17 protein-coding genes are annotated in these 13,132 nt (G+C 60.8%); 7 read left to right on the top strand and 10 right to left on the bottom strand.

Annotation, left to right across the window (positions count from 1 at the left end; genetic code table 11):
• The first annotated feature begins 104 nt into the window (after positions 1-104).
• The 3 genes from AB4N41_RS00220 (at position 105) to AB4N41_RS00210 (ending at position 2,452) form a co-directional block, all read left to right on the top strand.
• Entirely contained in the window at positions 105-590 is a 486-nt protein-coding gene (locus AB4N41_RS00220; RefSeq protein ID WP_252876672.1) for a GNAT family N-acetyltransferase, read from the top strand.
• Positions 591-731: 141 nt separating this feature from the next.
• Positions 732-2,144 (top strand): aspartate aminotransferase family protein, encoded by a 1,413-nt coding sequence (locus AB4N41_RS00215; protein WP_252876671.1) that lies wholly within the window; start codon positions 732-734, stop codon positions 2,142-2,144.
• Between the two features lie 83 nt (positions 2,145-2,227).
• Positions 2,228-2,452: an MbtH family protein gene (locus AB4N41_RS00210; RefSeq protein WP_016770808.1), complete on the top strand. Its 225-nt coding sequence runs from the start codon at positions 2,228-2,230 to the stop codon at positions 2,450-2,452.
• Positions 2,453-2,650: 198 nt separating this feature from the next.
• Here the strand turns inward: AB4N41_RS00210 and AB4N41_RS00205 are convergent, their stop codons facing one another.
• The 10 genes from AB4N41_RS00205 to soxR form a co-directional block, all read right to left on the bottom strand.
• Positions 2,651-3,556, bottom strand: coding sequence for a metal ABC transporter substrate-binding protein (locus tag AB4N41_RS00205; RefSeq protein WP_056788574.1), 906 nt, complete (start codon positions 3,554-3,556; stop codon positions 2,651-2,653).
• Positions 3,557-4,456, bottom strand: coding sequence for a metal ABC transporter permease (locus tag AB4N41_RS00200; RefSeq protein ID WP_007917717.1), 900 nt, complete (start codon positions 4,454-4,456; stop codon positions 3,557-3,559).
• Positions 4,456-5,307, bottom strand: a complete 852-nt coding sequence (locus AB4N41_RS00195) for a metal ABC transporter ATP-binding protein (protein WP_252876670.1) — start codon at positions 5,305-5,307, stop codon at positions 4,456-4,458. Before AB4N41_RS00195 ends, AB4N41_RS00200 begins: the two co-directional genes overlap by 1 nt.
• A complete protein-coding gene (locus AB4N41_RS00190; protein ID WP_056788579.1) occupies positions 5,304-6,233 on the bottom strand; it encodes a metal ABC transporter substrate-binding protein in 930 nt (309 codons plus the stop codon). Before AB4N41_RS00190 ends, AB4N41_RS00195 begins: the two co-directional genes overlap by 4 nt.
• Positions 6,234-6,268: 35 nt before the next feature.
• Positions 6,269-6,844, bottom strand: coding sequence for a DUF6162 family protein (locus tag AB4N41_RS00185; protein WP_056788582.1), 576 nt, complete (start codon positions 6,842-6,844; stop codon positions 6,269-6,271).
• Positions 6,841-7,182 (bottom strand): hypothetical protein, encoded by a 342-nt coding sequence (locus AB4N41_RS00180; RefSeq protein ID WP_056788584.1) that lies wholly within the window; start codon positions 7,180-7,182, stop codon positions 6,841-6,843. Before AB4N41_RS00180 ends, AB4N41_RS00185 begins: the two co-directional genes overlap by 4 nt.
• A complete protein-coding gene (locus tag AB4N41_RS00175; protein WP_056788587.1) occupies positions 7,179-7,721 on the bottom strand; it encodes a hypothetical protein in 543 nt (180 codons plus the stop codon). Before AB4N41_RS00175 ends, AB4N41_RS00180 begins: the two co-directional genes overlap by 4 nt.
• Positions 7,718-8,917: a PepSY-associated TM helix domain-containing protein gene (locus AB4N41_RS00170; RefSeq protein ID WP_016770800.1), complete on the bottom strand. Its 1,200-nt coding sequence runs from the start codon at positions 8,915-8,917 to the stop codon at positions 7,718-7,720. Before AB4N41_RS00170 ends, AB4N41_RS00175 begins: the two co-directional genes overlap by 4 nt.
• Positions 8,918-9,131: 214 nt before the next feature.
• Positions 9,132-9,590 (bottom strand): VOC family protein, encoded by a 459-nt coding sequence (locus AB4N41_RS00165; protein WP_056788589.1) that lies wholly within the window; start codon positions 9,588-9,590, stop codon positions 9,132-9,134.
• A 111-nt stretch (positions 9,591-9,701) separates the two neighbouring features.
• Entirely contained in the window at positions 9,702-10,154 is a 453-nt protein-coding gene (gene soxR, locus AB4N41_RS00160; protein WP_056788635.1) for a redox-sensitive transcriptional activator SoxR, read from the bottom strand.
• A 102-nt stretch (positions 10,155-10,256) separates the two neighbouring features.
• Between soxR and AB4N41_RS00155 the strand changes: the two genes are divergently transcribed.
• The 4 genes from AB4N41_RS00155 to AB4N41_RS00140 all read left to right on the top strand — a co-directional run bounded on the left by AB4N41_RS00155 (position 10,257) and on the right by AB4N41_RS00140 (position 13,079).
• The gene (locus AB4N41_RS00155) at positions 10,257-10,619 is read left to right on the top strand and encodes an antibiotic biosynthesis monooxygenase (protein ID WP_056788591.1); all 363 of its coding nucleotides are present in this window, start codon (positions 10,257-10,259) and stop codon (positions 10,617-10,619) included.
• A 101-nt stretch (positions 10,620-10,720) separates the two neighbouring features.
• A complete protein-coding gene (locus AB4N41_RS00150; RefSeq protein WP_016770723.1) occupies positions 10,721-10,990 on the top strand; it encodes a hypothetical protein in 270 nt (89 codons plus the stop codon).
• Positions 10,991-11,091: 101 nt separating this feature from the next.
• The gene (locus AB4N41_RS00145) at positions 11,092-11,706 is read left to right on the top strand and encodes a LysE family translocator (RefSeq protein ID WP_252876669.1); all 615 of its coding nucleotides are present in this window, start codon (positions 11,092-11,094) and stop codon (positions 11,704-11,706) included.
• Positions 11,707-11,912: 206 nt separating this feature from the next.
• On the top strand, positions 11,913-13,079 hold the full coding sequence (locus AB4N41_RS00140) for an aminotransferase class V-fold PLP-dependent enzyme (protein ID WP_252876668.1): 1,167 nt from the start codon (positions 11,913-11,915) through the stop codon (positions 13,077-13,079).
• Positions 13,080-13,132 lie beyond the last annotated feature (53 nt).

Below are 13,132 nucleotides of genomic sequence, written 5' to 3'. Positions count from 1 at the left end.
TCACGTTCTTCCACATCAAATGTAACTTCTCGGCGTTCGCTATCCGTCAGGGTTGGGGCTAAGGTCAACCCAGCTTTGACTCAAAGGATTGAGGGAACTGCGCCATGGAAGCACCCGTCTGCATACGTTCGGCCACCTTGGCCGACACCGGCATCATCAACCGTATTGTCGAGCGCTCGATCCGTATCGGATGTGCACTCGATCACCGCAACCATCCACTTCTGGTCAGCGACTGGCTCAACCGCTCCTCCGCCGATTTCATCAGTAGCCGGCTCGCCGACCCACACTTCTATCTCTGTATCGCTTCGTTCGAAGACAAACCCGTCGGTGTCGGCATGGCCCGGGTCAGTGGCGAAATCCCGCTGTGTTACGTCCAGCCTGAATCCTTTCGCCGGGGCGTCGGCCGGGCGCTGATGCACAATCTCGAAGGTTGGTTGCGCATTCGCGGTGTGCAGCATGTTTACCTCAACAGCACCCGCACCGCCGAGGCGTTCTATCGGCACTTGGGTTACCAACAGGCAGCGCCACCCGGCCTCTCCACCGGCGTGCAGACCGTGCCGCTGCACAAACCTTTGTCCTCACCGGCCTGACAACTCGATCAAGGGTGTAAATCCGTACCGCTCTGAAGCGTTTCCAGAACAGGAAAACCTGCAAGTGCGCCCCGCGACCGGAACGCGCACCTGTTGGTGTGCTGCTTTGGTCACTATCCATACGAATTGAGGGGTCGAAAGATGTCAGTCGCCACCAGTCTTATCGAAGCGTCGTCGGCCCGGGTCGCCTCGGCGCCGGCAGAAACGTTATACGAATTCCACGAATCACCGTTACTGGCGCGCCAGAGTCGCCAGGAATCCAATGCGCGCAGCTATCCACGCCGCATTCCGCTGGCGCTCAAGCGTGCCAAGGGCCTGTATGTCGAGGATGTCGAAGGGCGTACCTTCATCGACTGCCTGGCTGGGGCCGGCACGTTGGCGCTGGGGCACAACCACCCGGTAGTGATTGAGGCGATCCAGCAGGTGCTGGCCGATGAGTTGCCGCTGCACACCCTCGACCTGACTACGCCGGTCAAGGATCAATTCGTCCAGGACCTGTTCGGACTGCTGCCCACGGAGTTGGCGGCACAGGCGAAAATCCAGTTCTGCGGCCCGACCGGCACCGACGCCGTGGAAGCAGCATTGAAACTGGTGCGCACGGCCACTGGCCGCAGCACCGTGCTGTCATTTTCCGGCGGTTATCACGGCATGAGTCAGGGTGCGTTGAGCCTGATGGGCAGCCTGGGGCCGAAAAAACCACTGGGTGCCTTGCTCAGCAATGGCGTGCAGTTCATGCCGTTCCCCTACGACTACCGTTGCCCGTTCGGCCTCGGCGGCGCGGCGGGCGTCAACGCCAATCTGAGCTACCTGGAAAACCTGCTCAACGATCCCGAGGCTGGCGTGCAATTGCCGGCGGCGGTGATCGTCGAAGCGGTGCAGGGCGAGGGCGGGGTGATTCCGGCCGATATCGAGTGGTTGCGTGGCTTGCGCCGAATTACCGAAAGGGCCGGGGTGGCGCTGATCGTTGATGAGATCCAGAGCGGGTTCGCCCGCACCGGCAAGATGTTTGCCTTTGAACATGCGGGCATCGTTCCGGATGTGGTGGTGTTGTCCAAAGCCATCGGTGGCAGCCTGCCCTTGGCGGTGGTGGTGTACCGCGACTGGCTCGACACTTGGCAACCGGGCGCCCATGCCGGCACGTTCCGTGGCAATCAGATGGCCATGGCCGCCGGTTCAGCGGTGATGCGTTATCTGGTAGAGCACAAGGTCTGTGAACACGCCGCTGCCATGGGTGATCGGCTCAGCGAACATCTGCACATCCTGCAACGCGACTTCCCGCAACTGGGCGATATCCGTGGTCGAGGCCTGATGCTCGGCGTCGAACTGGTCGACCCGAACGGCGCGCCCGATGCGCTCGGTCATCCGCCGGCATTCGCGCGTCTGGCGCCGCTGGTCCAGCGTGAATGCCTCAAGCGTGGCCTGATTCTGGAACTGGGCGGCCGCCATGGCGCGGTCGTGCGCTTCCTGCCGCCGCTGGTGATCAGCGCAGCGGAAATCGATCGGGTGGCCGAGATCTTCGGATGCGCATTGGCCGCTGCCACCGCCGCGCTGTAAATTTTTCCGCGCGGCGAACGTTCTTTCTACATACCCCGGCTGCATCCGTTGTGCAGCCGACCTTACAACGATGGAGAACCAGCATGACGTCAGTATTCGACCGCGAGGACATCCTCTTTCAGGTCGTGGTCAACCACGAAGAGCAATACTCGATCTGGCCCGATTACAAAGCTGTGCCGCAAGGCTGGCGTACCGTGGGCAAGAGCGGCCTGAAAAAGGAATGCCTGGCCTACATCGAAGAAGTCTGGACCGACATGCGTCCGTTGAGCCTGCGTCAGAAGATGGATGCGCAAGTCGCGGCGCAATAAGCGACCGGACATAAAAAACCCGCTGGACCAGTGATGGTCAGCGGGTTTTTTCATGTCTTGAATTTGTATTGTCTGCACAGTCTCATCGCTGGCAAGACAGCTCCCACAGGTATTGTGGTTGATCACAAATGTGTGTTCGCCAAAAACTCTGTGGGAGCTGGCTTGCCAGCGATGAACGATGACTCGGTATCAGCCTGACTACGCTCCGCTCAACCCCTTGAGCAACAAATCCACATTCCCCTCCAGCTCCGCCAGCGGATCCGCCGCATCGGTACTCAACACCACCAGGCGGCTGCCGGATTCGGCAATCGCCGCTTTCACCGGCTCCGCTGGCTGGCGATGGTGCAGCACCACCGCCACGTCATTGTCCTTGAGCGTCGCTGTCAGCTTCTTTAATTCATCTGGCGTCCACTCGGCATCAGGCCGTGCGTCCTGTCCAGCCAGTTCAAGGTTGAGGCTGCCAATCAGATAGCCGAAGTGATCGCTCAAGCTCATCACACTCAGGTTGTCCGCCTCGGCCAGGCGCGCTTCGGTGTCTGCGCTGAGTTTCAGCAGACGCTGTTTCAACGCCGCCAGGTTGGCTTCGATCGCAGGCTTGGCGCTCGGCGCCAGGCGCACGAGGTCCGCGGCCATCACATCGGCCATGCGCCCCATATTGTTGCTCGCCAGCCATGGCTGACTGTTCAGGCCATCAACCAGCAGGCCCGGTTGCACGGCAATGCCGGGCAGCGCGCCGTCGACCGGGCGCGCAGCGTCGACTTCGACGATACGAATATTGCTGCGCCGCGCGATCGGGTACAGCGGATCATCGGCCCACAGTGAGCGCAGACCAATCACCGCGTCCGCGTCAGTGGCCAGTTTGCTCAGCGTCGGAGCGCCACGGCCGGTGAAATACGCAGTCTGACGGCTACCCGGAAGGTTGGCCGGCGCCGCGCGTTCGAGTTTGACGTCGGTACCCTTGAGCAATGCTTCGCCCAATCCATAGGTGATCGGTAACGAGGCCAGGACGCGCAAGGGTTTCGCGCTTTCAGCCGCCAGCAGCGGGGTGCAGACCACGCCACACAGGGCCATGGCCAGAGTCAGGTTACGCAGTGAAAAAGCCATTTATCCAAGGTTCCCTTTCAGGCTGGGGACGACGCCGCGCGCAATGGCGGCGAGGGCGAAAGCGATGCCGGCGACCAGAATGATCGCAGCGCCGGACGGAATCGGCAGGTCAAAGACGATCGGCGCGAGAATCCCGCACAGCGTACTTACGGTGGCGATCAGCACCGAACACCAGAAAAATCCTTTGAGCGACTGGCTAAGCAAGCGCGCCGCTGCCGCCGGAATCACCAGCAAGGCACCGACCAGAATCGCGCCAATCACCTTCACGGCGGCGACGGTGATCAGGGTCACCAGAATCACGAACAGGTAATCCAGGGTCTTGACCGCTACGCCACGCACCGCCGCCAGTTGCGGATTGAAACTGGCGAGCATGATGCGGTTGTACAGCGGCAGGGCGAGGGCCATGACCAGCGAACCGACGATCGCCAGCACCGCCAGATCATTGCCGTTGACGGTCAATACCGAACCGAACAACACGTTTTCCAGAATGTGCACGTTGATCTTGCCGGCGAGAATCAGCAGCAGGCTCGCGCCCAGTGCCAGTGACACCGAGAGAAACACGCCGATCAGCGTATCCGGTGCCAGCCCGGTGCGGTTGCGCAGGTAATTGAGCAGGATGCCGAACAGCAGGCAGTAGCCGAACAGGCTGCCGTACGGGCCGGTGTAGGGTTCGCCGAGCAGAATGCCGATGGCGACACCGGTCAACGCGGCATGGCCGACTGCTTCGGAAAAGAATGCAAAGCGCTTGACCACCACCAGCGTGCCGAGCCCGCCCAGCACCGGGCCGATCAGCAGGCCGGCGAGCAGGGCGTTGACGACAAAACCGTAGGCCAGCGCTTCCGGCAGATAACCGGAAGACGCCCAACCCTGGACCATCAAACGAAAGGCTTCGTAACTCATCAGACCGCGCTCCGTGGATGGGTGGAAAACAGCGTCAGCAGACGCTCCGGAGTCAGTGCCTGTTGCGGTGTGGCATCGAACAGCACGCGGCGGTTGAGACCGGTGACCCGATCGGCCAGCCGACCCACCGCTTCCAGATCATGCTCGATCCACAGCACGGTGATGCCCGCCGCGCGCCAGTCAGTGAGCAGACGTTCGAACACCTGGATCCCGGCCTCATCGAGGGCCGACATCGGCTCGTCGAGCACCAGCAATTGCGGTGCCGGGATCAAGCCCTGCGCGAGCAGTACCCGCTGCCGCTCACCACCGGACAGCGCGCCCATGCGCCGCTTGCGCTTGTCCTGCATGCCGACCCGTGCCAGCGCCTCGCCGATGGCACCGGCGTAGTGTTTGCTCAAACCGAGAAAGGCCGGACGGCGTTGACACATGGCGGCCATGAAATCGTCGACGGTCATCGGCAAGCCGCGATCGAACTCCAGCGCCTGCGGGACGTAACCAATGGTACCGGGCTCGCCGGGCCAGTGCAGGCTGAGCTGGCCCTGATGCGGCATCTGCCCGAGCAGGGTCTTGATCAGCGAACTTTTACCACCGCCATTGGGGCCGACCAGCGCATGCACGCTGCCGGGCTGCACCTGGAAGCTGACCTTGTCGAGAATCGTCGTGCGGCCCAAGGTCAGGCTGATATCCGCAAACTCCAGCGCCGGCCCGGTTATCCCCTGTGGGAGCGAGCCTGCTCGCGAATGCGGTGTGTCATTCAACGAAGATGTTGCCTGATCCGGCGCCTTCGCGAGCAGGCTCGCTCCCACCGGGTTATTGGTGTTGTCAGGGATCAGGGTTTCTTTCGACGTCATGCCCCTGACTCCTGAATCGCCCGAACCACGGTGTTGAGGTTGCCGGTCATTTCCTTTTCGTACTTGTCGGCGGTGTATTCGCCGTAGGAAATGTGCGACAGCGGGTACAGCTTCACCCCGGATTCGCGCTGGATGGTGTCGACGTAGCTGGACGGGAAATCCATTTCCGAGAAAATCACTTTCACGTCGAGCTCGCGCAGCTGGTCGATGGTCTTTTTCAGCTGACTTGGGCTTGGCTCGATGCCGTGGGCGGGCTCGACCACGGCCGTCACTTCCAGACCGAATTCACGCAACAGATAGTCGTAAGCCGCATGCACCGTGGCCACGCGCAGTTCTGCGTTCGGTGCCTGGGTCAGTTTGGCCAAAGCGTCGGCGCGCATCTGCCGCAGGCGTTTGCCATAGGCACGCGCGTTCTGGGTGTAGGTCTTGGCGTTGTCCGGATCGATCTTGCCCAGCTCGCGGGCGATGTTGTTGACCTGGGCGATGGAGGCGCTGATCGACAGGAACGTGTGCGGATTGACCACTTTGCCAGCGCCGCGCGCAGCGACACCGGTGGCCGCCAGCAACGGCACATTCTCGTTGGCTTCGATGGTTTTGACATTGGGCGTTTCGCTGGCGGCGATCATCCGGTCGGCGAAGTCGTCATGGCCGACGCCATTGAGCACGATCACGTCCAGCCCGCTGATGCGCTTGATGTCTTCAGCTCGAGGCTCGTAGGCGTGCGGATTGAACCCAGCAGGAATCAGCGGCACCACTTCGGCCTTGTCGCCGACGATGTTGGCGACGTAGCTGTAATACGGATGCAGAGTGATGCCGATACGCAGGCGTTTGCCTTGCTCGGCGCTGGCCAGCGGGCTCAGCAGGCAGGCGCACAGGCCAAGCAGAAACAGGCGTAACAATGGACGGCGAGGAGATGAAATGGACATGGGCAAGCAGTCTTCTCTCGGATAAAGGCGAGGAATCAATGGCGATGTTCGCGGGTAACCCCGGCATCGAATTGCGCGACGATCTGTTTCCAGCCAGCGGCGGACAGCGCCGCGTCGGACAGATCCTCCGCAGGCGCGAGGTCGGCGCTGCGGTTCAGCCAGATGTCCGGCGCCGCGTTGGCGTCAGTGCCGACACGCATCAAAAACGAACCGGCGACATCAGGCGTCGCACTCCGACCGAAATAGGCACGATCGGCGAACATCTGCCATGCGTGACCGCCACGGCTGACCGAACTGGCATCCTGCGCGAACGGCGCGAAACCTTCTTCGGCGAGCATTTGTGGTGTCGGCAGGGCTTTTTGCTCTTCGCGCAACAAGCGGATTTCGTCGAGGGTCACGCGCAGGTCGGCATAGATGCCTTGCTCGGCGGCGCTGAGATCGCGGCGGGCGTCGTACTGGTTGCTGGCGACCGGCTCCGGTTCATGGGAAACCCCGCGCCACGCCACCACCGAGCCGGCGACCGCGAGGATCAGCAGGCACAACAGCAGCACATTGAGGGTTTCATGACCGGCGCCGGCCGGGCGTACCACTTGCGTCGTCGGGCTACTCATGGGGCTTCGATATCCGCCTGGTCGATTTCCACAACGTGGCCGGGGCCAGCGTCGAACAGCACATAGAACTCGCTGCCGGGCTTCTTGAACGTCAGGGTCGAGTCTTCGCCCAGTTTGCCCGGCACCAGAATGGTTTCGTCGTAGCCGATCACGTCGAGCGTCACCCCCGGCGCGCCGCTGCCATCGGAGAAACCGCCGGTGCATTTGATCTGTTCGGCATCGATGGCTTTGCATTCGCACATCGGATTGTGCGCCAGGGCGCTGGCACTGAACCCGGCGCTCAGCACCAGCAGTGCGGCACCAGCCAGCAGGCGGGGGTGGAAGGGTGAGCGAGTCATGGTTTGGCTCCTTGTTTGTTCAGCCACGCAACCGTGGCGGGGGAGGCTTGGCTCAGGGGAATCGCGGCTTGGTGCATGCTGCCGTCCCAGCCTTCCATGGTGATCCACAGCTCGGCGTCAGGTTTGGTCTTTGCCGGGATCGGCATCTGCGTGCCCATGCGGTAAGGGGTACCGAAGAAGATCGTGCCGGCGGCACGCAGACTGCGCGGTTTGCCGATGCGCAGGTAAGTGGCCTTGACCTGTTCGACGCAGGTATCACAAACGGCGGCAGTGAAATCCTTCATATAGCCGGCCGGACCGCTAAGGTGCGGCGCCTCTTCGCGTAACTCGGCCAGACGCAGGCTCCACGGGCCAACCTGAACGGTGCCTATTTCACGTTGGCCCAGGCCGCTGTCGCCGCGAAACAGCGAGGCATCGGCAAAGTATTTCGGCATGAAACCCAGCGGAATCAGCAACAGCAGAACATTGATGTGGAAACGCCACTTGTGCCAGAAACGCGACAGGAGCGACGGCGGTGTGACCGAGATGGCTTTGTTCACAGGCTGGCCTCCGAAGGTTCACGGCGCAGCGCCGGTTGGGCGGTGACGCGGTTTTTCTTGTCCTCGCGTTTCAGCGCATTGGCGGTGGCCAACGCGGTGCGCTTGGTCCAGATCAGCAGGCCGCTGAGGATCATCATGCTCAGCAACAGACCGAAGAAGAACCAGATCAACTTGATCCAGATGCCGCCGAAGTCACCGGTGTGCAGCGGGCGCATGGATTCGGTGACGAATTCCAGCGAGGATCGATCGGACAGCAAGCGAGAAGAAGCCATTTCGCCGTTGTACGGGTTGAGTGTTGCGGTCTGGTACATCAGCGGATACCAGCCGCGGCCGCTGACGCTCATGTGTGAGTAGGCATTGCCAGGCAGATTGACGTAACTGGCCTCCAGCCCCGGAATCTTCTGCTGGGCGATTTCGATGGCGCGGTCCAGGCTGATACGCGGCGGCGGGGTGCCGGCGGCCGAGATCGGCACACTTTCGCGGGACATCGCCGGAATAATCGGTTCGCTGGAAATGGAAATCTGGTTATCGAACAGGATCGCCTTGATCAGGAACCAGATGCCGGTGATCGAGATCACCGCGATGAACCAGATCGACCAGATGCCGCACAGGCGATGAAAGTCGCCCCAGAAGATCCGCGCACCGTGGCGTACGCGCAGGGTCGGGCGCAGAAAACCTTTCCAGAAGCGCTTGTACACCACTAGCCCGGTAATCAGCGACACCAGCATCGGCACGCCGAGCAATGACACCAGATACCAGCCCCAGCTATAGCCATTGGTGAACGGCACCAGCCACCAGCCATGCAGGGCGCGGGTAAAGGCCTTGAAATCGAAGGCTGGCGCGGTGCCCTGAATGACCCCCGTGTACGGATTGACATAGACCGTCAACGAGCGCCCGTCGGGGTAGCTGACTTCGACATCGAGGGCAAAGTGCGACTCGTCCGGACGATTGATGCTCTGCACCAGGGTTTGCGGCTCGGCCTGTTTGATCGCGGCGAGAATCTGGTCGTAGCTAAGTCGCGGCGCATCGTCCGACGGCTGACTGGCGCGCATTTGCGGGTTGGCCAGCCAGACAATTTCCTGGCTGACCACCGCCAGCGTGCCGGTAACACAGACGATCAACACAAAGAACCAGATCGGCAACGCCAGCCAGCTATGCACCAGGAACCACAGTTTGGAACGGGATTTCTTCGACATGATTGCGCGTCTTGATTGCGGTGGAAGGGGCCGGGCTACGGGCTTCGCAGCACGGAACTCCCCCGGGAGGCCGTTCGTGGCTTTTGCCTACGCGAACGGCCTGCATTCCTATAAGACGGATGAGCGAAGAAAATCCCGAAAGCGGATATGAAAGTAAATGTTTCGCAATTACATCGGCAGTGCATTTTTGCCGGTTGATTCGAGGTGAAAAACCTCAACCTTGGTTAAACATCTCCATCGCCCGCTGGCGAATCTGCTCTTCGCTCAGATCCTCTTTGTGCGTGGCGAGAAACCACAGATGGCCGAACGGATCTCTCAAGGTACCGCTGCGGTCACCGTAAAACTGGTCTTTGACCTCGGAGACGCTTTGCGCGCCGGCATCCAGCGCTTGTTGAAAGGACTGGTCGACATCGGTGACATACAGGTGCAAGCCGATCGACACCGCCTGCTGTGGATTGCTCAACGGCCCTTGGTCGCAGGGCGTGCCGAGCATGATCGCGCTGTCGCCGATACGCAGTTCGGCGTGGCCGATATTGCCGTCGGGCATGGTCAGGCGCATGACTTCGCTGGCATTGAAGGCTTTCTTGTAGAACTCGATGGCCTCGGCGGCCTGTTGGATGCCGAGATACGGGGTAATGCTGTGATACCCCTCGGGAATGGGTTTGACGCTCATGACGTTCTCCCTGTTTTTGTTTTCAACAGATGTGGTTACACCGGATTTACCCGGAGCAATCACTATAGAACCGTCCTTGCTGCGCAAATTGTTCGCCGACGAGCAGCGTCATCACTCATCGCGAAAGTGCGGGCCTGGCCCTCGGTCACCGAGCATGTCGCCTTTATTGCGTAACGGACACGCCTCCATGGACAGACAGCCGCAGCCGATGCACCCGGTGAGCTGATCGCGCATCAGCGTAAGTTGCCTGATCCGTTCATCGAGCTCGCGCTGCCATTGTTCAGACAGCATTTTCCAGTCCGCCGCCGACGGCGCGCGATCCTGCGGCAGGATCTTCAGCGCTTCGCCGATTTCCGCCAGCGGTATCCCCAGCCGTTGCGCAACTTTGATCAACGCCACCCGGCGCAGGACGGCGCGCGGATAGCGGCGCTGGTTGCCGGCATTGCGTTCACTCTTGATCAAACCTTTGGCTTCATAAAAGTGCAGCGCCGTGACTGCGACGCCACTGCGCGCCGCAACCTCGCCCACGGTGAGAGGCTTGTGCACCTGGTCTTTGCTGATCATGCTGATCATGCTGAAAATGCTCTTGACCTTGACTTAACTAGAGGTTTTACCCTGCAGCTCTTCGGGTCGCAAGGCTCGCTTCAACATGAGTGGGGGCTTTCCATGAGCAATCGCAGCTTTACCCAATTGATCGAATTTGAAATCGAACCCCGCCAGCAAGCAGCGCTGGTCTCGGCACTGGCCACGCAGACCGAGGGGCTGGCCCAGCGTTACGACGGGTTTCTCAGCGCCAGCGTGCAGGCCAGCGACGACGGCCGCCGCGTGCTGAGCTTTTTGCAATGGCAAAGTCGCGAAGCGGGGGAGGCGGCATTTCGCAGTTTCGAACGCGGCGAAGAGGATTTCTGGCAGTTGATCCGCACCCATCGGGCGAAAACCGTGACCTTCAATTCGTTCCAGGTGCACAGCAGTATCGCCCGCAGCCACGACGACGCGCTGCACTGCCGTTTGCCGGTCAGCCAGTATTAGCGCAAAGCTGATAGCCACTATTGAGAGCGTTGATTTCTGCGCGAGCGTGCCCGGGCGTAGCCTTTCTCCATCGACCCCACATTGCTCGCCAGGACGCTCCCATGAACCGTTTACTGACTGTTTCGCTGATGCTCGCTGTTTCCGTACTCGCCGGTTGTGCCGGCCATGTTTCGCCCGAGCTGCGCCCTTACACCGCTGAAGAATCCCGCGAACTGGCGCTGGAAGCGCTGAACCGCAGCGGCTTGTCGTTCGACGAATACCACGCGAAAAAAGCTCAATTGCTCGGTCAGCCGCAGAAGACTTTTGGCTTCGACCAACAGGGTGAGATGAGCGCCGAGCGTGCCATACAGCTGCACGGTCGTCCAAGCTGAAAGCAAACTGTACTGCTTGAAGTTTTCCCTAACTGTCCGTGGGTTTGCCGGGCCGTGTGGGATAGGGTCAACAGCTGAATGACCCTGGATGGACTGCCTCGATGAACCTCTCGCTTGATCTGCTGTTGGCCTTTGCCCTGTTTGCCCTTGTCACCTCTATCACACCGGGGCCGAACAACACCATGTTGCTCGCGTCCGGAGTGAATTACGGTTTCAACCGCACCATTCCACACATGCTCGGCATCAGCTGCGGCTTCTTTCTATTGGTGGTAGCGGTGGGCTTCGGCCTTGGCGCGGTGTTTCAGGCCTATCCGATTCTGTATACGGTGCTGCGTTATGTCGGCGCGGCGTATTTGTTGTATCTGGCGTGGAAAATCGCCCACTCCGGCCCGGTCGGCGACAGTGCCCACGGCGAGGCGAAACCGATCAGCTATCTGGGCGCCGCAGCGTTCCAGTGGGTCAATCCCAAGGCGTGGATCATGGCAATCGGTGCCATCAGCACGTACACGCCGATGCAGGGTTATTTCTATAACGTCGTGATCATCGCGGCGGTGTTCGCCGTCATCAATCTGCCCAGTGTCGGCCTCTGGGCCGCATGCGGCACGCTGTTGCGCAATGTGCTGAAAGATCCGCGCTGGTTGTGCGTGTTCAATTGGGGCATGGCGGCGCTGTTGGTGATCTCGCTGTATCCGTTACTTCTGGAAAGCTTTCACTGACGCATTGCTTCAATCGCCGGCCCGATGCCTGTTAAGCTCGGTTTCAGGAGCGTTCCTACGCACTTTTAAATGAAGCCCTACTTCTTTAACGGCATCCGATCAGGTATTGATGACGCTCTCGAACCCCATGCACAGCTCACGAGGCTGTGCATTGTCGTTTGCAGATACGAGCCTCCTGATCCCGGAACACGCTCTGCGAGTCCTTTATGAACACACGTCCGTTGTATTTCGATTACGCCGCCACCACCCCGGTGGACGAGCGGGTCATCCAGGTGATGATCGAATGTCTGGGTTTTCACGGTAACTTCGGTAACCCGGCGTCCAGCTCCCACGCTTTCGGCCAGCAGGCCCGGCAGACGGTCGAGCAGGCGCGCCGGCAAGTTGCCGATCTGGTCGGCGCGCAGCCTGAGCAGATTGTCTGGACCTCCGGAGCCACCGAATCCAACAACCTCGCCCTCAAAGGCGTCGCTCAGGCCCGTGGCGTTTGCGGCGGGCACATCATTACCAGTCAGATCGAACACAAGGCCATTCTCGACACCGCGCGGCAATTGCAGGACTCGGGCATTGCCGTGACCTATCTGGTGCCGGACGCCCAAGGCTTGATCACGCCGCAAGCGGTCAGCGAAGCGATGCGTGACGACACCTTTCTGGTCTCGCTGATGCTGGTCAACAACGAGTTGGGCACGGTCAACGATGTCGAGGCGATTGGCGAAGTGGTGCGCAGTCGGCAGGCGTTGTTTCATGTGGATGCGGCGCAAGGCGCGGGCAAAGTCGCGATCGACCTGAGCCGCTGGCCGGTGGATCTGATGTCGTTTTCCGCACACAAACTCTACGGCCCCAAGGGCATCGGCGCCTTGTATGTCGGCCCGCAGGCGCAGCAACGCTTGCAGGCACAGATCCACGGCGGCGGTCATGAAGGTGGCCTGCGCTCCGGAACCCTGGCGACTCATCAGATTGCCGGGATGGGCGCTGCTTTCGCTTTGGCCGCCGACGCATTCGATGAAGAGAAAAAATCCATCATCGCTTTGCGCGAACGCTTGCTCGAACAGCTTTTGAAGTTGCCCGGCGTGCGCCTCAATGGCAGTGCCTCGCAACGTATTCCGCACACCCTGAGCCTGACCTTCAGCGAGGGCGAGTTCAACAGCGCCGCGTTGAACCATTCGATCGCGTTTTCCGCGACGTCGGCGTGTAATTCCGCGAGCAACGCACCGTCCCACGTGCTGCTCGCGCTCGGGCACGATGCGCGGCTGGCGGGGCGCACCATTCGCTTGAGCCTCGGGCGGTTTACCACCGTCGAGGATGTCGACAAGGCCGTTGACCTGATCACAACTGCCTGCGCCAGTGCCCCGGCATTCTGGGCGACAGGGCTTTAAACAGACGCTTTCCATGGCCGCGAAGGCTACGAACAATAACGATGACGCGATTA

Source organism: Pseudomonas sp. S2_A10 (genome assembly GCF_054668465.1).
The sequence above is the reverse complement of the archived record's forward strand: the minus strand, read 5'-3'. Positions and strand labels throughout refer to the sequence as shown.